This window comes from Solwaraspora sp. WMMD937 (assembly GCF_029581175.1).
Lineage (GTDB): Bacteria > Actinomycetota > Actinomycetes > Mycobacteriales > Micromonosporaceae > Micromonospora_E.
This window is the reverse complement of the sequence record NZ_CP120738.1, coordinates 3,826,879-3,845,819: the sequence shown is the minus strand read 5'-3', so window position 1 is coordinate 3,845,819 and position 18,941 is coordinate 3,826,879. Positions and strand designations below refer to the sequence as shown.

At 69.1% G+C, this 18,941-nt stretch carries 19 protein-coding genes and 1 tRNA gene; 8 read left to right on the top strand and 12 right to left on the bottom strand.

Annotated elements, in window-relative coordinates; all coding sequences use genetic code 11:
- Positions 1 to 8: 8 nt before the first annotated feature.
- Genes O7621_RS16955 through O7621_RS16920 form a run of 8 tightly spaced genes read right to left on the bottom strand, consistent with a single transcriptional unit; the run spans position 9 to position 9,381 of the window.
- Positions 9 to 1,142: a sugar kinase gene (locus O7621_RS16955; RefSeq protein WP_282230155.1), complete on the bottom strand. Its 1,134-nt coding sequence runs from the start codon at positions 1,140 to 1,142 to the stop codon at positions 9 to 11.
- The gene (locus O7621_RS16950; RefSeq protein WP_282230154.1) at positions 1,139 to 1,900 is read right to left on the bottom strand and encodes a hypothetical protein; all 762 of its coding nucleotides are present in this window, start codon (positions 1,898 to 1,900) and stop codon (positions 1,139 to 1,141) included. Before O7621_RS16950 ends, O7621_RS16955 begins: the two co-directional genes overlap by 4 nt.
- Positions 1,888 to 3,939, bottom strand: a complete 2,052-nt coding sequence (locus O7621_RS16945; protein WP_282230153.1) for a heparinase II/III family protein — start codon at positions 3,937 to 3,939, stop codon at positions 1,888 to 1,890. The genes O7621_RS16950 and O7621_RS16945 overlap by 13 nt, the downstream gene beginning before the upstream one ends.
- Positions 3,939 to 5,513 carry a heparinase II/III family protein gene (locus O7621_RS16940; RefSeq protein ID WP_282230152.1) on the bottom strand — a complete coding sequence of 525 codons (1,575 nt, stop codon included), beginning with the start codon at positions 5,511 to 5,513 and terminating at the stop codon, positions 3,939 to 3,941. The genes O7621_RS16945 and O7621_RS16940 overlap by 1 nt, the downstream gene beginning before the upstream one ends.
- On the bottom strand, positions 5,510 to 6,277 hold the full coding sequence (locus O7621_RS16935; RefSeq protein WP_282230151.1) for an SDR family oxidoreductase: 768 nt from the start codon (positions 6,275 to 6,277) through the stop codon (positions 5,510 to 5,512). Before O7621_RS16935 ends, O7621_RS16940 begins: the two co-directional genes overlap by 4 nt.
- A gap of 12 nt (positions 6,278 to 6,289) precedes the next feature.
- The gene (locus O7621_RS16930; RefSeq protein ID WP_281554214.1) at positions 6,290 to 7,153 is read right to left on the bottom strand and encodes a carbohydrate ABC transporter permease; all 864 of its coding nucleotides are present in this window, start codon (positions 7,151 to 7,153) and stop codon (positions 6,290 to 6,292) included.
- Positions 7,143 to 8,072 (bottom strand): sugar ABC transporter permease, encoded by a 930-nt coding sequence (locus O7621_RS16925; protein WP_282230150.1) that lies wholly within the window; start codon positions 8,070 to 8,072, stop codon positions 7,143 to 7,145. Before O7621_RS16925 ends, O7621_RS16930 begins: the two co-directional genes overlap by 11 nt.
- A gap of 22 nt (positions 8,073 to 8,094) precedes the next feature.
- Positions 8,095 to 9,381 carry an ABC transporter substrate-binding protein gene (locus O7621_RS16920; RefSeq protein WP_282230149.1) on the bottom strand — a complete coding sequence of 429 codons (1,287 nt, stop codon included), beginning with the start codon at positions 9,379 to 9,381 and terminating at the stop codon, positions 8,095 to 8,097.
- 255 nt (positions 9,382 to 9,636) lie between these two features.
- Here O7621_RS16920 and O7621_RS16915 point away from each other — a divergent pair, with 255 nt between their 5' ends.
- The 3 genes from O7621_RS16915 to O7621_RS16905 all read left to right on the top strand — a co-directional run bounded on the left by O7621_RS16915 (position 9,637) and on the right by O7621_RS16905 (position 12,721).
- Positions 9,637 to 10,698 (top strand): LacI family DNA-binding transcriptional regulator, encoded by a 1,062-nt coding sequence (locus O7621_RS16915; RefSeq protein WP_282230148.1) that lies wholly within the window; start codon positions 9,637 to 9,639, stop codon positions 10,696 to 10,698.
- Between the two features lie 10 nt (positions 10,699 to 10,708).
- Positions 10,709 to 11,461 (top strand): helix-turn-helix domain-containing protein, encoded by a 753-nt coding sequence (locus O7621_RS16910; RefSeq protein WP_282230147.1) that lies wholly within the window; start codon positions 10,709 to 10,711, stop codon positions 11,459 to 11,461.
- Positions 11,462 to 11,602: 141 nt separating this feature from the next.
- The gene (locus tag O7621_RS16905; RefSeq protein WP_282230146.1) at positions 11,603 to 12,721 is read left to right on the top strand and encodes a polysaccharide lyase family 7 protein; all 1,119 of its coding nucleotides are present in this window, start codon (positions 11,603 to 11,605) and stop codon (positions 12,719 to 12,721) included.
- Between the two features lie 139 nt (positions 12,722 to 12,860).
- On the opposite strand, the gene O7621_RS16900 is transcribed toward O7621_RS16905, so the two are convergent.
- From O7621_RS16900 to O7621_RS16890, 3 genes are all read right to left on the bottom strand, one after another.
- Positions 12,861 to 13,712 carry a fumarylacetoacetate hydrolase family protein gene (locus O7621_RS16900; RefSeq protein ID WP_282230145.1) on the bottom strand — a complete coding sequence of 284 codons (852 nt, stop codon included), beginning with the start codon at positions 13,710 to 13,712 and terminating at the stop codon, positions 12,861 to 12,863.
- 364 nt (positions 13,713 to 14,076) lie between these two features.
- Positions 14,077 to 14,151, bottom strand: a tRNA-Val gene (locus O7621_RS16895).
- A 60-nt stretch (positions 14,152 to 14,211) separates the two neighbouring features.
- Entirely contained in the window at positions 14,212 to 14,610 is a 399-nt protein-coding gene (locus O7621_RS16890) for a TIGR02611 family protein (protein WP_282234630.1), read from the bottom strand.
- A 471-nt stretch (positions 14,611 to 15,081) separates the two neighbouring features.
- Between O7621_RS16890 and O7621_RS16885 the strand changes: the two genes are divergently transcribed.
- The 5 genes from O7621_RS16885 to O7621_RS16865 all read left to right on the top strand — a co-directional run bounded on the left by O7621_RS16885 (position 15,082) and on the right by O7621_RS16865 (position 18,001).
- Complete coding sequence (locus O7621_RS16885) at positions 15,082 to 15,513, top strand: SsgA family sporulation/cell division regulator (protein WP_282230144.1); 432 nt, start codon at positions 15,082 to 15,084, stop codon at positions 15,511 to 15,513.
- Positions 15,514 to 15,704: 191 nt separating this feature from the next.
- Entirely contained in the window at positions 15,705 to 16,691 is a 987-nt protein-coding gene (locus O7621_RS16880) for an AraC family transcriptional regulator (RefSeq protein WP_282230143.1), read from the top strand.
- On the top strand, positions 16,646 to 17,101 hold the full coding sequence (locus O7621_RS16875; protein ID WP_123600883.1) for an Rrf2 family transcriptional regulator: 456 nt from the start codon (positions 16,646 to 16,648) through the stop codon (positions 17,099 to 17,101). Before O7621_RS16880 ends, O7621_RS16875 begins: the two co-directional genes overlap by 46 nt.
- Before the next feature lie 89 nt (positions 17,102 to 17,190).
- On the top strand, positions 17,191 to 17,370 hold the full coding sequence (locus O7621_RS16870) for a DUF4236 domain-containing protein (protein WP_278168316.1): 180 nt from the start codon (positions 17,191 to 17,193) through the stop codon (positions 17,368 to 17,370).
- A gap of 79 nt (positions 17,371 to 17,449) precedes the next feature.
- The gene (locus tag O7621_RS16865) at positions 17,450 to 18,001 is read left to right on the top strand and encodes a potassium channel family protein (RefSeq protein WP_282230142.1); all 552 of its coding nucleotides are present in this window, start codon (positions 17,450 to 17,452) and stop codon (positions 17,999 to 18,001) included.
- Here the strand turns inward: O7621_RS16865 and O7621_RS16860 are convergent.
- On the bottom strand, positions 17,952 to 18,917 hold the full coding sequence (locus O7621_RS16860; RefSeq protein ID WP_282230141.1) for a hypothetical protein: 966 nt from the start codon (positions 18,915 to 18,917) through the stop codon (positions 17,952 to 17,954). The genes O7621_RS16865 and O7621_RS16860 overlap by 50 nt on opposite strands.
- Between the last annotated feature and the right edge of the window lie 24 nt (positions 18,918 to 18,941).

Sequence of the window (18,941 nt, the reverse complement as noted above, 5' to 3'; positions counted from 1 at the left end):
GGTGGTACTCAGCGGAGTGCCCGGGCGTTGGATCCGGCGGCCAATGCCTCGACCTCCGCCAGAGCGGCCATCGATGCGTCCCCCGGCGTGGTCATCGCCAACGCGCCGTACGCCGCACCGAGCTCGACACCGATGCGCAGGTCGCCGAGCCGCAGCAGGCCGTAGACAAGGCCAGCGGCGAAGCCGTCGCCGCCGCCGACCCGGTCCAGAAGCTCCAGACCCGGTCGGTACCGGGCTGCGACGGGGCCGGCGTCAGCGGACCAGGCGACGGCCCCCCAGTCGTTGACCGAGGCGGACCGCACGGTGCGCAACGTCGCCGCCACGATCGACAGACCGGGGTAGCTCCGGGCTACCTGCTCCAGCGACGTCTGGACATCGCCCAGGTCGGGACGGACCCGGTCGCCGGGCACCTCCCACCGGCCTTCGCAATGGTCCACGCCGGAGTCCGATCGGCCGGCGCCGAGAACGGTACGGAAGTGTTCGTCGTTGCCGATCAGCACGTCGACCGTCCGGGCGATGCGGTGGTTGACGAGTCGGGCCCGGTCCTGGCCGCCGATGTCGCGCCACAGGCTCGACCGGTAGTTCAGGTCGTACGAGACAACTGTGCCGTGCCGGCGGGCGGCGGCGGTGGCGGTGGATGCGGTCTCAGCGGCGGCATCGGACAGGCCCGCGTAAATGCCACCGGTGTGCAGCCAACGGACCCCGAGGGTGCCGAACAGGTGGTCCCAGTCGATCTGGTCGGAGCCGAGTTGACTGACCGCGGTGTGGCCGCGGTCCGAGGTGCCAACCGCGGCGCGCACACCCTCGCCACGTTCGGTGAAGTTGAGCCCGTTACGGACGGTACGGCCGACTCCGTCGTAGGGCACCCACCGGATCAACGAGGTGTCCACTCCCCCTTGACGTACCAGGTCCTCGACGAGCCGGCCGATCTCGTTGTCGGCCAGAGCAGTGACGACGGCGGTTCGCAGGCCGAAGGCCCGGCGTAGCCCACGTGCGACGTTGTACTCGCCACCGCCCTCCGAGACGGCGAAGGTGCGTGCGGTCCGTACCCGGCCCGCACCGGGATCGAGACGAAGCATCACCTCACCGAGAGAGACCAGATCGAACTGACACTCGGCGGCGGGACGGATCGTCAGGGTCATCGAACCCGCTCCCTGGGTCTACCGTTACGCTCCGTCGCCCTCGCGGCAGCCGCATCGGACCGGTCGCCGGTCGTACCGACCCACGCCGTGACGGTGCCTCGTCGTCGTGTGCTGTCCGCGAGCCGCAGGCCGAGTAGCAGCGGCAGAGTGGCACCGAGCAGCAACGGCCCGAAGGCGAGCGGCGCGGTGACGAGCGGCACCGCGACAGCAGCCGCGAGCAGGGCCAACCCACGTCGGGGAGCGGCGAAGGCGAACAGCAGCGCGGCACGTCCCCAGCGACCGGCTTCCCCGTCGGGGTCACCGGCGGCGGTGACGGCCAGTGCCAGGTGGTACGGCACCAGTGCCAGGATCAGCCCGATCTGCAGGGCCAGCAGGGCTGCGGCGTAGGCACCTGAACGGGTGGCCAGGAAGACGATGTTGGCGGCCAACAGCGCAGCGGCGACCGTGGACAGGATCGAGTGCCGCCACAGCCGCCGCCAGTAGTGCCCGAACATGGCCAGCGCACCGACGAACGGCCGGGCCCGTCCATCCGTACGCCACTGCTGCAGCGCGTGTGCCGTGGCGGCCAGCGCCGCAAGCCAGGTGACGACGCCCAGACTCAACAGGAGCAGGGCACAGCCCGCCAGCGCCGGGTAGGCGACGAACTCCAGCACCCGCAACGTGGTGGCCGCCCAGCCGCCTTGGGCGGCCGCCACCTCGCTTCGACGCCGGGCCGTCCCCCGTCCGGTGGCGGACGGCGCGGCGCTCAGGCCGGCCACGGCAGCACCCCGGTCACCGGCTCGTCGCTGCGTACCAGATCGCGACCAGCGACGTCCACGTGGGTCGCCGCGACCACCCCCACCTGTGCCGGGCGGTCGGCGGAGCCAGGCAGCAGGATCACCGCGGCGGCGGCGGCCCGCACGTCGGCGCCGTCGATCCGACGGTCGGCCGGCGCCAGCAGCACCGTCTCGCCGTCGGTCCCGAACCGCACCCCGACTCCTTCGGCACAGCCCACCGGCTCGGCGACGGCCGCGCGCGGGGCCAGCGCGCAGGTCGGTTCGACGCTGGTGAGGATCCGGGTACGGACGACCGGCGCCACCTGGACCCGAACGGTGTGCAGGGTGCGGACGATCCGCAGACTCGGCGTACTGCCGGTGGGGTTGGCCTCGATCTCCGTCGTCGCCTGACTGACGGTGGCGGCGTCCGGGACGACCTGGCGGACGTACGCCTGCGCCGGTCCGGACCGGAGCACGATGTCGCCGCCGACGAGCTCGGCCGGCCAGTCCGAATGCAGCAGAAAGGTCCACTCGCGTGGCTGGTCGGCGGCGAGGAGGTCGAGCACGACCAGCCGGCCGGCCGGGGTGAAGACAAGTGTCCGGTCGACGCGCCGGACGCCGAGCGCCGGATCGAACATCGCGGCAGACTCGGCCGTCGCGTGCACCAGCCCGTCCCCGGTGAGCACGTCCCGCAGGCGGGCCTGGCGCTCGTGGGGCAGGTCCTGGTAGACCTGGTAGCGGTCCTCGCCGGCCCAACCCTGCCCGTCGACCAGGACGAGGTTGTGGTAGGCGGCCCGCTTACGGTTGCAGTACCCGTCGTCGACGGCGAGGAACTCGCCGTGCGCGCCGAACACGAACGCCCCGGCGTCGGGGTGGTGGTGACCGGCGTTGAGGGTCTGCCAGCCCTTGTCCCGGCGGAACCGCTCGGCGGTGTCCCATGCGGTGTGTCCCCCGCCGGGGGCCGCCTTGAAGCTGACGAAGGCCGCGCCCGACTGCCAGCTGGTACGGGCGGTCACCTGTCCGAGGTCGGGAAAATGAGCGGAGGTCGGCACCGTGTCGGCGGGATCCACGGCCGGCACCTGCGGGTCGTACCAGAGCAGTTCGTAGCCGGCCTCCGGCATCACGCCCGGTCTGACGCCGGAGGCGTACGCCTCCCGCCAGAAGTGCCGATCGGCGACGTGGTCGGCGAGCCAGCGGGCGCGGCCGTCGCGGTACGCGGCGGCGAGCTTGTAGTAGAGCGCGACGCTGTGCCCGGACCGGCGGTCGTGGCAGTCCCCGTGGTCGATGTTCTCCTCGAAGCCGGGAGCGCACTGGTGCAGCCGCCATTCGAAGGTGCGACTCAGAAAGTCGCCGCGCCGCCACCAGTCGATGCCTTCAGCGTGTTGCAGCAGGTCGAGGTGGATGGCCAGCCAGGGCACGCCGTACCGCCAGTAGACGACACCCTCGGAGTCCGATCCGTCGCCCGGCATCAGGTCCAGCACCGTCGCGAGGTTCTCCCGTGCCCGGTCGCTCCACCGTGGTTCGTCGAGGACGTATCCGGCGGCGGCCAGGCCGGCGTAGCAGATCCAGTTGTGGTTCTGCCAGTAGCTCGACGACCACCAGGAGCCTTCGGTCTCGACGGCGAAGGCGTACAGGCGCTCACCCTGCAGGGCGAGCTTCGCCCGCAGCGCCGCCGCCTCGTCGTCGGGCAGGTCGTCGCGCAGCCAGGAGTACGCCAGGGACAGCCCGTGCAGCAGCCAACCCGCGTCGAGGTCGTGGTCGGGCATCTTCGCCTTGCCCCAGCGCGGGTAGGACACGGCGGTACCGATCCAGCGGCGGGCTTCGAGCAGGTAGCCGGGCTGGCCGGTGAGGCGGTAGGCGAGGGCCAGGTTCATCGCGGCCGGGCCGAGGTAGGTGATGCTCGCGGTCGGATGCTCGGCGGGCGGACTCTGTCCGCGGTACCAGGCACATTGCTCGTACAGCCGCCGCCACTGGGCGGCGTGGGTGGTGGTGAGCGCCGCGCGCAGTTGCCCGAGGCGGTCACCGATGAGCAGGGGTTGCATCAGCTCTCCATCCGGTAGATCGATCGGAACGTCACTGTGGTCGCGTCGCTCGCGGTCCAGTCGACCCAGCGGCGGACACGCTGCGGGTCGTCCGCCGGTCCGGGTCCGGGACGGCAGACGACGTCGGCGTCGACCGAGACGGTGTGCCGGCCGTGCAGGGTCTGCCGGCCGGGCCAGACCGTTTCCAGGGTGCGGTCGGCGGTAGCCCGAATTGCCAGGTCGACATCCGGTCTGAGCTGCGCGCTGATCCGGCGGGGCCGGTCGGTCTCCACCCGCAGCTCGTCGACCAGCACACCGCCGCGCAGGGTCAGGTGGCGCCGGGCGGTCACCCCGGGATACGCGGTGTCACAGCCGATGGCGACCGAGCTGCTGTCGTACCCGATCAGATGCCCGGTGCACTCCGCCTGCTCGAGCCCGTCGACTGCGAAGGTGGGATGGGCGGCGGTCGAGGCGTAGTGGTGCCGCCAGCCACGGTGGCCGTACGGCACCTGACCCGGGTCGGGCTGCCAGGGAGTGTCGGCACCGTACAGGTACAGGGCCAGCTTGTCGCGGTGCCCGTGCGGGCCACCGTGCGGGCCGAAGTCGGCGACAGCGTGCAGCCCCGATCCACGCAGCACCACATAGCCCCCGTCGGGAAAGATCGTCACCGGCTGCGGCTCCGTCGGCCCCCGGTCCAGCAGGGGCAGCAGTTCCCGGAGTTCGTCCAGCTCGTACCGGGCCGGTGGCCGGTCGTACGGGCCGTCGTGCAGGGCTGGTAGCAGACCTCCGTCGGTGGCCAGGGTCTCGAGCACCGTGGCCATGGCGGCGAGTCGGCTCTGCGTCTGCGGTGGCACCGGAGTCTGCGGCAGTGACTGCAGCGTCAACAGGTACGCCCGCAGGACGAAGCCGTGGTAGTAGGTGGCTGCCTCCCACTCCCACCCGTCCGGACGAATCGCCGTCGAGACGTGGTCACACAGCCCGTGCCGACCGGTCAGCCAGTCGGGGCGGCCCGAGCAGACCGCGCCGGCGGCAATCAGCCACGCGGTGTAGTTGGACTCGAACTTGCCGGCGTCGACCAGCGCCTGGCGGGCCTGCCCGGCCGCCTCGACGAGGGCTTGGAGCAACTCGTTCACCTCCTTGGGCAGTGGTTCACCGCCCGCCCGCAGCGCTGCGGCGGCCTGGCCGATGGTCACCGCCCAGATCGCCTCGGTCAGCGCCTGATGGAACAGCCGACCACGCAGCATCCAGCCGGCGGCTCCGTCGTGCGGTGCCGCGCCGAGTGCCGCGTACTGGCGGGCGTACGCGGTCAGCAGGTCGACAGCCGTGCGGCGGTCGTCGTCCCGGGGTGACCGGGCGAGCAACCGGATGCGCCGGGCACTCGCCTGATGCGCCAGGACGGTCCAACCACCCCGCACCGACGGATCGTCGATCCGGCAGCCGTGGCGGCACCGCGCGCCGGCGTCCGGGAACTCACCGTCGAGCAGCCGGTCGTGATCGAGTTCCACGCCGTGCGCGGGGCAGACGTACGCGTGCCACCAACCGCCCCGCTCGGGCGGGAGTACCGGCGGACGCAGGGTCGGCGTCGGCACGGTCACCGGAACCAGGCTCCACCGTCGATGTCGATCGTCGCCCCGGTGACGTAGGAGGCCGCCTCGGAGGCGAGCCACACGACTGCGCCGGCGACGTCCTCGGACCGGCCGCCACGACCGAGCGGCACCCCGGCGATGATCGTTTCCTGGGTCTGTGCCGGGGTGAACGTCTCGTGGAAGGCGGTGCCGCCGATGAATCCCGGGGCGACGGCGTTCACCGTGGTCCCGGTCGTCGCCAACTCCTTGGCGAGCCCCTTGGTCAGGCCCCGCACCCCCGCCTTCGCCGCCGCGTAGACCGCTGATCCGGCACCGCCACCGTTGTGCGCAGCCAACGACGACATGGTGATCACCCGCCCCGCCGTACCGGCGGCCCGCAGGTGCGGGATCGCGGCCCGCACCGTTCGGAAGGTGGCGCCCAGGTTGAGATCAACGACCTGGGCGTAGTGCTCGTCGGTCATCTCCGCCACCGGGCTGCGGCCGACCATTCCACCCGCGTTGCAGACCAGGATCTCCAGGCCGCCGAGAAAGCTGGTGGCCTCCCCGACAAGATCGGCCACCTCGCTGGTCCGGGTGAGGTCGGCCTGCCGGACGACGGTCTTGCGACCCAGCGTCTCGATGGCCGAGGCCACTTCGGCGGCCGGACCGGCGGAGTGTCCGTGGTGGACGGCCACGTCCGCCCCGGCCCGGGCGAGTGCTACGGCGATAGCGGCTCCGATACCGTGGCCGGCACCCGTGACCAGGGCCCGACGCCCAGCTAGATCGATTTTCATCGAGATACCCCTTTACTTGATTCCGGCGGTGGCAAAGCCCTGCACGAAGTACCGCTGGGCGAACAGGAACAGCACGATCATCGGTACGGTGGCCAGCGTCGATCCGGCCATCAGGTAGGACCATTCGGTCCGCTCGGCCTGTTGAAAGGCCGCCAGACCGACCTGGATCACCCGCAGGTCGTCACGGGTGGTGACCAGCAGCGGCCAGAGGAAGTTGTTCCAGCTGTTCTCGAAGGTGACCAGGGCGACCGTCGCGACGGCTGGTTTCACCAACGGGGTCATCACCCGGGCGAAGATCCCGAACTCCCCCATTCCATCTATTCGGGCGGCCTCCTCCAGCTCACGGGGCAGAGAGAGGTAGAACTGCCGGAACAGAAAGATCGCGAACGGGGTGAGCGCGCCCGGAACGATCAGGACCCACCACGAGTCGAGCCAGCCGTAGCCGCCCCGGCCGAGGTGGTCGTTGCCGCCGAAGAACGGCATCCCCTTGGCGATCAGATACTGCGGGACGATCTTCGTGTAGGTCGGGATCATCATCATCGCGAGGATGGCCATGAACAGCACGGTCCGACCCCGGAACGAAACCCGGGCCAGCGCGTAGCCAGCCATCGTTGCCAGCATCAGGTTGATCACCGTGTGCCCGATGGCGATCAGCAGGCTGTTGCGGAAGTACGTCCCGAACGGGGCGTAGTCCAGTGCTGCCTGGTAGTTGCTCCACACCCATTCGGTCGGCAGCAGTTGGGGCGGGTAGGCGGCGATGTCGGCGCGGCTCTTGAGCGACGTCAGGATCATCCAGACGAACGGAACGACCATGATGAGTCCGCCGAGGCCAAGCAGTAGGTGCAGCACCCAGCGGGCGTCGAACTTACGCTTCATCGCCGTCCTTCCCGGTCAGTCGGCGCCCGATCACCGTCAGGACGAGCAGGAAGGCGAAGAGCACCACGCTCTGCGCACAGGCCGCCGAGATGTCGAACTCGCCGAACGCCGTCCGGTAGATCTCGTACGTCATGACGGTCGTCGAGTTCGCCGGGCCGCCGTCTGGAGTCAGCACGTACACCTGGTCGAAGACCTGGAACGCGTCGATCATGGAGACGATGAAGACGAAGAACGTGGCGGGTTTCAGCAACGGCAGGGTGATCGCGAAGAACTTGCGGGGGCCGGAGGCACCGTCGAGATTCGCCGCCTCGTACAGGTCGTGCGGAATGTTCTGCAGCGCTGCCAGGTAGATGAGCATCTTCAGGCCGATGCCTTTCCAGATGCTGACGAGGATGACCGCCGGCATCGCCCAGTCAGGGTCCGACAGCCAGGCCGGCCCGTTGACCCCGATCCAGCCCAGCAGCAGATTGAACAGTCCCAGGTTGGGCTCGAACATCCACATCCAGACCAGTGCGATCGCGACGGTGGCGGTGATGTGCGGCATGAAGAACGCCGCGCGGTACCAGGCCAGCGCCTTGATCCGCTGGTTGAGCAGCACCGCGATGACCACCGCGATCGCCATCGCCACCGGAACGGTGAAGAAGGTGAAGACGACGGTGTGCCAGATCGACAGGTTCCAGATGTCGTCGGCGAAGATCTGGCGGAAGTTGTCCAGGCCGGCCCACTCGACGGTGCCGGCGATGATGTCGTAGTCGGTGAAGGCCAGGCCGAACGTGGCCACCACGGGTAGGCCGATCCACCAGACCAGGTGGATGACCGACGGGGCCAGCATCAGGTACGCCGCGCGACGACGTTCGGCACCCAGCCTTCGGCGACGGCGGGGCGGGCGTGGCGCCCGACTCGCGGACGCCACGCTCACGGTCTCGAGGGTGCTGGTCATGTCAGCCCTTGGCGATCGCTGCCTGGGCCTTGGCCACCAGCTCGTCGAGTGCCTGCTGCGGGTCCTTCTGGCCCAGCAGGACGGACTCGATGGCCGCTTTGAAGTCGCCCCGGATCTCCAACCAGGCCGGCACACCGCCTTCGGAGTAGGCGGCGTCGAGGTTCGCCATGGCGAACTGCGCGGCCGGGTTGCCCTGTACGTAATCGGAGTCGGACAGGCTGTTGAGGGCCGGCACGTTACCCCGCTGCTCGTTCGCGGCGAGCGACGCCTGTTCGTCGGTGAGGAAGCTGACCAGCGCCTTGGCCGCCGCCGGACGCTGCGACTTGGCCGAGACCGTTGCCAGCGTCCCACCCTGGAACATCGCGGGACGCTCGTTGCTGATCATGAAGAAGCCGATCTTGTCTTCCTCGATCAGCTCCGGTGCCTGTTCCTCGATCGCCAGCAGGTGGTTGTTGTGCCCCACCATCATCGCCGCCCGCCCCTGGGCCAGCGGCAGGCCGGTGGCACCGGGCTGAGTGAAACCGAAGTCCTCGCTCTTGTCGGTGAGGATGATGTCGGCCATCAGTTGCAACGCCCCGACCGCCTCCGGGCTGTTGAAGGCCGGTTGCCCATCCGAGGTCCACAGCTCGCCGCCGTTGGCCCACATCAGCGGGAGGAACGTCTGGCGCAGATCGTTGGAGAGGATGTCCACGCCGGCGCGGGTGAGCTTGCCGCTTGCGTCTCGCACGGTCAGCTGGCGCCCGATCTCCCGCAGCTCGGCGAAGTTGCTCGGCGGGGCGGCGATGCCCGCCTCGGCGAAGATGTCCTTGCGGTACAGACCGAACCGGGTGTCCAACATGATCGGCAGGCCGTACACCTTGCCCTGGTAGATGCCAGGCTCGACGACCCGCTCGTTGTACCGTTCGGCGAGCTCCTGCTGGTTCTCGTCCAACTCGGCCAGGGCGCCCTTGGCTGCGAACGGCGGGATCCAACCGACCCCCATGAGCATCACGTCGTACGGCCGACCGCCTGCGATCGACGTGGTGAGCTTCTCGTTCAGCTTGCCGTACGAGGTGTAGTCGACCTCGACGGTGATGTCCGGGTACTCCTCCTTGAACGCGTCGAGCTGCTCCTCCAGCACGGTCTTGCCGTCGGCGCCCTCAAAGATCGGCGTCAACAGCCGGATCGTGCCGCTGGTCTGGTCGTCGCCCTCCGTTGTGCCCGCCGGTCCGCCGCACGCGGTGGCGAGCAGCGCGGCGACGAGCACCATCGTCACCGCACGGGTCCGACTCCCCCGGGTTCTGGTCATCCTGGCCTTCTCTCCCGCGGCGCGCTCCGCCGCTTCTGGGTAGCTGCGACACCACGATCTAGCTCGTGGCAGGAAGGACTTTGCATCGATTTACTGGTGGATCGTTGCAGCAAGGCTAGGAGCGAGGTACAGACATGTCAATGGCTAGACACGGCACCGAAACACCGGCTTTACTGGTAGGCCCAAGGGCGGTCACGAGCTGGTAAACCTCTACACTCAGCTGGTTCAGATCGCCAACAAGGGGGAGCACGCGACGTGAGCGGTGTGACGATCTACCAGGTAGCCCGCGAGGCGGGCGTCTCGCCCAGCACCGTGTCGAACTTCCTCAATGGACGCCCCGGCCGCATGCTCCCCCAGACCCGCATCCGGGTGGCCGCCGCGATCGACCGGCTCGGCTACCGGCCAAACCGGGCGGCCCGGCAACTGCGCACCGGCCGGATCCAGGTGATCGGGCTTGTCGTACCGTCGGTCGCCAATCCGTTCTGGGGCAGCTTCGCCCGCTACCTCGAACGGGCCGCGTTGAGCGACGGCTACCACGTCCTGCTCTGCAACAGCGAACGGGAACCCGACCGGGAACGGCGCTACCTCGAAGAGCTCTGGGCCGACGGCATCCGGGGCGTCGTCCTCTGCTCCTCGCTGCCCTCGCTGGATCACGTACTGCCACTCGTCGAGACCGGGCTCAGCCTGGTCGCGTTCGACCGTACCGCTCAGGCCGGTGACCCGGGGACCTTGGTCAACATCAGCGTCGACAACGTGGTGGGCGCCCACCTGGCCACCGCCCACCTGCTACAGCTCGGCCACCGACGCATCGCCTTCGTCTCGGGGTCGCTGCGCAGCGTGAACCGCCGGGAACGGTTCCGGGGTTTCACCGACGCACTCGAGCAGGCCGGCCTGAACCCGGCCGATACGATCGTCTGGTCCGGTGGCGCAGAGCAGGAGCCCTACGGAGATCTCGACGCCGCCGGGCTCGGTCGCACCGCCGCGAACGCGCTGCTGCGGACCTCGGACCGCCCCACCGCCATCGTCGCCATCAACGACATGTGCGCCCTCGGAATCAGCGCCGGCATCCGGGACGCCGGGCTCCGGGTAGGCCAGGACATCTCAGTCGTCGGCTTCGACGACATCGTGCTCGCCGACCTCGCCGCACCACCACTGACGACCGTACGTCAGCCGGTCGCGGAGATGGCGGCAGCCGCGTTCCGGCACCTGCGGGACCGGATCGACAACACCGAATCCGGCCCGAGCCAGTCGCTGCTGCTCCGCCCAGAGCTGGTGGTCCGCACCTCGACGGGCCCGGTACCGGAAGTGAGGAAGTAGGGGTACCACGATGACGACAGGCGGCGTCCCCCGGGTCAAATCGGCAGACCGCACCGTCGAGCTGCTGGAGCTACTCGCCGCCACCGCGGACCGGCGCACCCTCGTGGAACTCGCCCGCGCCCTGGGTATCCCCAAGAGCAGCATGCACGGACTGCTCCACACCCTCGTGCAGCGCGGCTGGGTCGAGACTGACACCGCAGGGTCCCGCTACGGGCTGGGCGTCCAAGCACTGCGGACCGGTGCAGCTTACCTGCGTACCGACCGCGCGGTCCGCCGGCTCACCCCGGTCGTGGACCTGTTGCACCGCCGGCTCAAGACCACCGTGCAACTGGGCCGGCTGGTCGGTGGCCACATGGTCGCCCTGCTGACGCGGGAAGAGGTCGACGTGGCACCGATGCTTCGGACGGGCTGGCCGGCCCCGGCGTACGCCACGGCGATCGGCCGCGTCGTACTGGCCCGAGTGGCCGACGACGACGAGTCACTGACACGGATGCTGTCCGCCTCACCAACCCTGCCTCCCGACGCTCTCGCAGCGCTCCGCGAAGAGCTCCGGCGGGTGATCGAGCGTGGACATGCTGTCGACCAGGTGCCGGCCAACCCGAACGGCGGCCGCGGCGTGGCGGTCGCCGCCCCGGCCAAGCTCGGCCCGCACGACGCGATCGGCGTCTGCGTCACCGACGGCGAGCTGACCGAGGCGCACGCCAGTGAACTCGCGGACGCAATCCGGGCAGCGACCACCGCCGGCCTGACGGGTCGGATCTGACAACTTCGAAATACGCCGTTGACCATCCAGTCATTTTCTTCTATGGTCACTCGGCACTAGTGCGATGTAGTTCACATATAGGAACTCTCACTACTGAGGACCCTAATGAGACGTATCGCAATCCTCGCGCTGCCCTTAGCCGTGGTCGTCGCCAGCTCCGCACTGACCACACTGTCCGTGCACGCCACGACCGGCCTGCCCGTTACGGCAGCGACTGCCAGCTCCCACGACGGCAACGTGCCAGCCAACGCCATTGACGGAAGCCTCTCCACTCGCTGGTCCGCCCAGGGCGACGGCTCCTGGCTCCGACTCGACCTCGGTGTCAACCAGCAGATCGGATCGGTCGGCATCGCCTGGTACAAAGGCGACCAACGCCGGGCCACCTACACCGTTCAGACCTCAACCGACGCCAGTTCGTGGATCACTGTCGTCCCCCAGCGACAGAGCAGCGGCAGCACCTTACAGGTCGAGGACCACGACTTCACCGACCGGTCGGCCCGGTACGTACGCGTCGTTGGCTACGGCAACACGGCCAACAGCTGGAACAGCATCACCGAGATACAGGTCTACGGCGCCGACGGTGGCGGTGGCGACTGCACCGTCCCGGCAGACGTGCTCGACCTGACCAATTGGAAGATCACGCTGCCGACCGGCTCCTCCGGCAGCCCGACCGAGATCAAGCAACCCGCCCTGAACGACTTTCAGATCTCCCCCTATTTCGTCGCTGCGGACTCGTGCCAGTCGGTCCAGTTCCGCTCCCCCGTCAACGGAGTGACCACAGGCGGCTCCAGCTACGCTCGGTCGGAGCTGCGTGAGATGGCGAACAACGGAGCCGCCCACGCGAGCTGGTCGTCGACCTCCGGCACACACACGATGGTCGTGGACGCCGCGTTCGACAGGCTTCCATCGACGAAGCCACATGTGGTCGTGGCCCAGATCCACGATTCGGACGACGACGTCACGGTCTTCCGATTGGAGGGCACCAGCCTTTACGTCACCAATGACAATGACACCCATCACAAGCTGGTTACCAGCAACTACCAGCTGGGCACCCGCTTCGAGGCCAAGTTCGTGGTCAGTGGCGGGCAGGTGAGGGCGTACTACAACGGCGTCCTGCAGACCACCATCGCCAGAAACTTCTCCGGCGCCTACTTCAAAGCCGGCGCCTACACTCAGGCCAACTGCTCAAACTCTTCGCCGTGCAGCGGCGACAACTACGGGCAAACCCGAATTTTCGATATCACCGTTACCCACTCCTGAAGCCGGCCGCCGCCCGGGGGCTCACACCCCGGGCGGCGCGGCGTCCTCGCGTCGCTTCCAACCCCGGCGCCGCAGGTCAGAGCGGGCGTATTTGCAGAGCGCCCAGCGTCGGCTCCGATAACCGGCACCGACGGCGGAGTCAATCGGCGGCGCGACAGACTTGGCGCTGCTCGCCCAGTCCTTCGATGCCGACCCGCACCACATCCCCCACGCGCAGATAGGGAAACTGGCCAGACAACGCGACACCCTCCGGCGTACCGGTGTTGACGACGTCACCTGGCTCAAGCACCAGATACTGGCTCAGATACCAGATCAGGTGACGCACATCAAAAATCATGTCCTGTGTGGTGGAATGCTGACGAGGCTGGTCGTTCACGAAACTGCGCAGGGTGAGGCGTTGCGGATCATCAAGTTCATCGGCAGTGACCAGCCATGGTCCCAGCGGGTTGAACGACTCGCAACTCTTGCCCCTGACCCACTGGCCACCGGCATCACCCATCTGGTAGTCCCGCTCGGACAGATCATTGGACACGGCGTACCCCGCTATGACGTCGCCCGCCTCGGTGGGTGACGCGAGGTAACGTGCCCGCCGGCCGATGACGACCGCCAACTCCACCTCCCAGTCGGTCTTCACCGCACCCCTCGGGATCACGATGTCATCGTAGGGCCCGACCACGGTGTTCGAAGCCTTGAGGAAGACGACCGGCTCGGCCGGCGGAGCGGTGCCGGACTCCGCAGCATGCCGGGAGTAGTTCAGCCCGATGCAGGCCACCGTGCCCGGCCTGGCGATCGGCGCACCGACGCGGGCACCCCGGACATCGACCTCCGGAAGACCCCCGGCGGCCATGGCAGCGCGTACCCGGTTCATGCCGTCACCGCCGAGAAAGGCCGAGTCGATGTCGGCGGTGACGCTGGTCAGGTCGAAGTGACGGCCCCCGACGAGGAGTACCGGTCGCTCGCTGCCCTCTGGGCCGACCCGCATGAGCTTCATCATCAATTCCCTTCGGAGAAGGACAAGTCGCCGCAGACCGGGACGGCGTCATCGGCATCAGCCAGGCCCGTGCGTAGTAAATCGATACACTCGACAGTGTCGTCAACGCCCGCGTGGTCTGTCAATCGACGACGCACACCCTCGAAGCAGCCTGTGACTGATCAGCCGGGCGGGCAGGGTGGTCGCCACCCGTGCGACACTGTGCCGCTGGCCCGTCAGTCAGCGCGGATGGGCCGGGACACCGGTCCGGCGGCGGAGCACCGCCGGACCGGGAACCGGCTCGCCATACGTCGAATCGAGCGGACCGCCCGTACGCGGATTTTGCATGACAAGGCCGCCACTGCGGGCCCGCTCGCTTTGCATGTGGTGGGCGATACTGGGATCGAACCAGTGACCTCTTCGGTGTGAACGAAGCGCTCTCCCGCTGAGCTAATCGCCCTCAGCGCGGATGACTGTACCCGATCGTCCCGCCCGGGCGCACATCCGGGTGGCGGTCGGCTCAGGTGGTGGCGAGGTAGCGCAGGAAGCTGGCGATCACGTCGACGCCGAGGCCGACCTTCAGCGAGAAGATCACCACGACCGCGACGAAGACGAGGCCCACCCCGGCAATGCCGAGCCGCACCGGCCAGCTCTGCCGGGTGACCCACCGGGTCCATCCCTGTACGTGCCGTCGAGCGAAGGCGAGCAGCCGCTTGGCCCAATGGAACTCCACGCCCCAGACCGCCAGTCCGCCGAAGACGATCAGCCAGCCGGGCCCGGGTAGCGGGATCAGCACCAGGCCGAGGACCACGATCACGGCACCGAGCAGGCCGACGCCGACTTTCAAGGCGATCCGGCCAGTGGGATTGGAGCGGATCAGGGCGAGGGTCACCCGAATCCGTTGGCGCAGCCCGGACAACGTTCGCGGTGCCTCCGGTTCGGGACGATCGGTGACGGCGACCGGAGCGCCGCGCCCACCCTGACGTCCGATCGGGTCACTGCCCACCTGGTCTCCCCCCGACTCGGCGTGTCCGACAGTCTCATCCGCCGGGTCGTACGGCGCATGACCCGGTGTTGAATTCTCGGTCATCCGCTTGGCGGAGGAGGGTTTTATGGCCATTTTGCCCCTCATTGTCGCCCGCCCCGTCACCCCAGGGCACCACTGGACGTTACCGGAGTGAGTCGACGTCTGAACCACCCGACGCCGGGCACGTCCCAGCACCCAAGCAGATCCGGACAAGCCACCTAAAAAGGACTTTTTCAGTGCATGCCGGAACCGCTTCCCTCTACTGGGTGAGATCAGTGATAGACGGAGCGTAGTCAAATGCAAGGCCGGAGTATGGGGAAAGCGGGGCGGGCGTCCCGCAGCGGTGCCGGGGGGAGAACGTCCATGAGTGTCATCCGACCAACGACCGTCGAGGTCGAGACGTCACTACGGCTCATCGCGCCTGACGCTACCGCGCTGCCGGTACGAGCCAGCCTGCGTTACGAACCAACTGATCCGTACGCGGTCCACGTGCTCTTCCACGCGGAGTCGGCCGGCGGTGAAGCGGTCAGCTGGTCGTTCGCCCGAGAGCTTCTGGTGACCGGTCTCGACGAACCGGCCGGGATCGGGGACGTCCGGGTCTGGCCCTGGGCGACCCCCCGGGGCGATTTCGTGGCGCTCGCGCTGAGCTCCCCGGACGGCAACGCACTGTTCGAGGTACCGCGCAGCGTGCTGGTCCGCTTTCTGCGCCGCACTTACGTGGTGGTGCCCCGCGGCCGCGAATCCGACCACCTGGACGTGGACACCGCGGTGAACCGGCTGCTGGCCGGGCGCTGATCGGAACGGCCCGACTCCGCCCGACCCGGCGGAGACTGCGGCTGTTTCGCGTGACGGGAGTACGGCGATGCGCCGTACTCCCGCCGCTGGTGCCGCCGCCGGTGCGCCCCGGCACCTCCACTGGGACGACGCGACGATCCGCCCGTTGGTCGGGATGCGGTTGCGGCGCGCTGCGGTTACCGTCGAGAACGATGGTTCAGCCCGATCAGCTCGCTCGCCGGATGTCCGACCCGGATCCCCTCGGGCCAGCGATCAGCGCGACTACTCTCAGTGACATCCTGACTGCTGATGCATCACCCCGGCCACGGCTGCTCCCCCACGACGAACTGCTACTGGTCACCGCCGGTCACGGCAGCCACGAGATCGACTTTGTCGCGTACCCGTGCCGACCCGGCACGCTGCTGTGGGCCCGCACCGGGCAGGTGGTCCGAGCCGGCGGGCAGCACGGTCTGGACGCGATCCTGGTGAGGTGGACCGCGGCACCAGGCATGCCGGACCGGCCCACCTCCCGCGCCCACTGGCAGCTCACCGGTGAGGACGCCGACGCCATCATCAACGAGATCAGTCAACTCGTCGTGGACAGCCAGCGGCCCCGGCGGACGGCGCTCGTCGACGAACTCCTCCGCCATGAACTGCGGGTCCTGCTGCTGCGGATCGCCCTGCTGCCGTACGACTCCCCGCCGGCGCTCGACGCCGCCACCGAAGATGACCGTCCCGGTAGCGATCCCGCATCGGCGGACGAGGCCACCGGGGCCGGTTCGTCGAGGTGGGACACCTTCCGGCGGTTCCGGGCCGAGGTGGAGCGGGACCACGCGCGTAGCCGACGGGTCGAGGAGTACGCCGAACGGCTGTCCTGCGCGGTCCGGACCCTTACCCGGGCCAGTCTGACCGTGGCCGGGCGGACCGCCAAACAGGTGATCGACGACCGGGTGGCCCTGCAGGCCAAGCGGTTACTCGCGGCGACCGACCTGCCGGTGGCCCAGATCGGTGCGCGGCTCGGCTTCCCCGAGCCGACGAACTTCGGCCGGTTCTTCCAACGCGAGGTGGGGTGCAGCCCGGGTAGCTTCCGCGCCGACCTGCGGGAACGCCCACCGGTGACCGGCCGGGTCGCGGCAACCGGCATGATGGTGACGTGCAGATCTCCGCGCGCGGCGACTACGCGGTACGAGCAGCGCTGATCCTGGCTGCCGCGTACCCGACGCTGATGTCCACCCAGGCGATCGCCGCCGAGCAGGACATGCCGCGCAAATTCCTCGAGGCGGTGCTGGCCGACCTGCGCCGCGGCGGGGTGGTCCGGGCGCAGCGCGGCGCGGAGGGTGGCTACACGCTGAGCCAGCCGCCCGGGGACGTCACCATCGGCATGATCCTGCGCGCGGTGGACGGGCCGCTGGCCGGGGTGCGCGGGCTGCGTCCGGAGGAGACCCGGTACGCCGGTGCCGCGGAGAACCTGCCCCGGCTCTGGATCGCGGTACGCGCCGCGTTGCGCGAGGTGGTCGACGAGGTCAGCCTCGCCGAGGTACTCACCGGCCGGATGCCGGCGCACGTACGCAAATTGACGCTGAAGCCGGATGCCTGGGAGTCCCGCTAGTCAGGCATGTGGACAGTGGGGTTTGCCGATCGATGTGACAGGGAACTGACCAGCCCACCTGCTGACGGCCGATGGAGGGAGCGCAAGCGATGGGCGTCATGTTCCGCAAGCGGAAGCGGTTCGGCCCGCTCCAGTTGAACTTTACCGAGAACGGGTTCTCGTCCTGGACCATCCGGATCGGCCGATGGTCGTGGAACTCGCGCGCCAGGAGGCACCGGTACGACCTGCCTGGCCCGTTCTCGTGGAAGCAGGACAAGTCGCGTAGCTGAGCGGCGCAGGCGCAGGCGAACGATCGAAGGCTCGGCAGGATCACCCGCCGGGCCTTCGATCTGTAGGAATAATGACCCTATGTCCGATATAGCTGGAGATGATGCTCTGTCCCGTACTCGGAATCCCCGCCGGGCCGAGGTACGGCGCACCACTGCCATCTGCCTGCTGATGATCCTGCTCTACTACCTGGTCCCGGTGGAGCCGGGGGTGACGGGGGTGCATCTCGCGGTCCGCGCCGTGGTCACCGTCGTCGGCGTGGCTCTGGTGGCTGCGCTGGTGCTACAGCAGATCCGCGACCAGATCACCGCCGATCCGTCCGACGTACGCCTCACCCGACTAGCGATCACGCTGGTCGGCGGAGTGGTCGTGTTCGCGCTGGCCGACCTGGTCATCTCGTTCAGCGACCCGGACCAGTTCGTCGACATGACGACGAAGACCGACGCGCTCTACTTCGCGATCGGCACGCTCACCACTGTCGGGTACGGCGACGTGCACGCCGAGGGCCAACTCGCCCGCGCGGCGGTCTGCGTCCAGATGGTGTTCAGCGTCGGAGTGCTCGCCACCGGAGCGTCGCTGCTGGTCAGGCAGTGGACGGAGTACGCCCGCCGGCAGCCGGGGCGGTCGGGGTAATCTCCACGTCGCCGGCCAACCGTCCGTCCGCCGGCCAGCGCCGCACCTGGTCGGCGGCGAGCAGACCGGCCAGCGCCCGGTTGGCGTCGGCGGCCCGGTGGACCGTCCCGGTCACCGTGAAACTGCGCAGCTCGGCGACGGTCCGAGAGCCGCACTCGACGAGGTGGGCGTACAGCCGGTCGCACAGCGCGGCGAGCCCGTGGTCCGGCTCCTGCCCGGGGACGGCCGTGTCCGGCTCAGCACCGGCGATGGCCGTCGCCTGCGGATCGGCGGCGGCACGCAGCCCCCACCCCGCCGGGCCGACCTCCCAGAGCGCCTCCTTGAACGCCTCGATGCGTTTGCCGGACCCGGTGGCGAAGGCGACCGGGTACGACGTACCACCGTCGACCTGCCCGGCCGCCCCGGCCGGCACCAGCTCGACGACGCTGACCAGCGGAAAACCGGCTGCGGTCAACGCCGGGCGCAGTTCAGCTGATGAAACCGCTCCGACCACCAGCAACTCGGCCGGGCGGCCGGCCGTCGACGCACGCCACACGGCGGGTCCGGGCAACGCCCCACCGGCCAGGTCGAGGTGGCACAACAGCGGCGCGTTGGCAGCTGCGGCGGCGGTCACGGCCACCGGGAGCAGCTCCGGACCGCCGGGAAGCAGATGGGCCGTCACCGCCGCCGGCAACCCGGTCGGGTCCGCCTGGGCACCGGAGGACGTGACGGTGACGACCGTCAGATGCCGGCCGGTGACCAGTTCCGGGTGGTCGGCGACGGCACGCAGCGCAGCGTCCGCGGTGGCCCCCGGCGGGCCCTGGTACGCCTGAACGAAGGTGGCGCGCCGGGCGTGGCGCAGCGCGGCGGGAACCCAGGTGCTCAGGTGGCGGAGCAACAGGTCACGCGGGACCCGGCCCGCCGGCTCGGCTGTCATGGCGTCCGTTCTACCGGCCCGGGT

Coding starts and splice junctions, on each gene's coding strand:
- O7621_RS16935 (WP_282230151.1), bottom strand. CDS start 6,277: ATGAAAATCGATCTAGCTGGGCGTCGGGCCCTGGTCACGGGTGCCGGC.
- O7621_RS16860 (WP_282230141.1), bottom strand. CDS start 18,917: ATGACAGCCGAGCCGGCGGGCCGGGTCCCGCGTGACCTGTTGCTCCGC.
- O7621_RS16865 (WP_282230142.1), top strand. CDS start 17,450: ATGTCCGATATAGCTGGAGATGATGCTCTGTCCCGTACTCGGAATCCC.
- O7621_RS16885 (WP_282230144.1), top strand. CDS start 15,082: ATGAGTGTCATCCGACCAACGACCGTCGAGGTCGAGACGTCACTACGG.
- O7621_RS16880 (WP_282230143.1), top strand. CDS start 15,705: ATGGTTCAGCCCGATCAGCTCGCTCGCCGGATGTCCGACCCGGATCCC.
- O7621_RS16900 (WP_282230145.1), bottom strand. CDS start 13,712: ATGAAGCTCATGCGGGTCGGCCCAGAGGGCAGCGAGCGACCGGTACTC.
- O7621_RS16910 (WP_282230147.1), top strand. CDS start 10,709: ATGACGACAGGCGGCGTCCCCCGGGTCAAATCGGCAGACCGCACCGTC.
- O7621_RS16955 (WP_282230155.1), bottom strand. CDS start 1,142: ATGACCCTGACGATCCGTCCCGCCGCCGAGTGTCAGTTCGATCTGGTC.
- O7621_RS16930 (WP_281554214.1), bottom strand. CDS start 7,153: ATGAAGCGTAAGTTCGACGCCCGCTGGGTGCTGCACCTACTGCTTGGC.
- O7621_RS16920 (WP_282230149.1), bottom strand. CDS start 9,381: ATGACCAGAACCCGGGGGAGTCGGACCCGTGCGGTGACGATGGTGCTC.
- O7621_RS16870 (WP_278168316.1), top strand. CDS start 17,191: ATGGGCGTCATGTTCCGCAAGCGGAAGCGGTTCGGCCCGCTCCAGTTG.
- O7621_RS16945 (WP_282230153.1), bottom strand. CDS start 3,939: ATGCAACCCCTGCTCATCGGTGACCGCCTCGGGCAACTGCGCGCGGCG.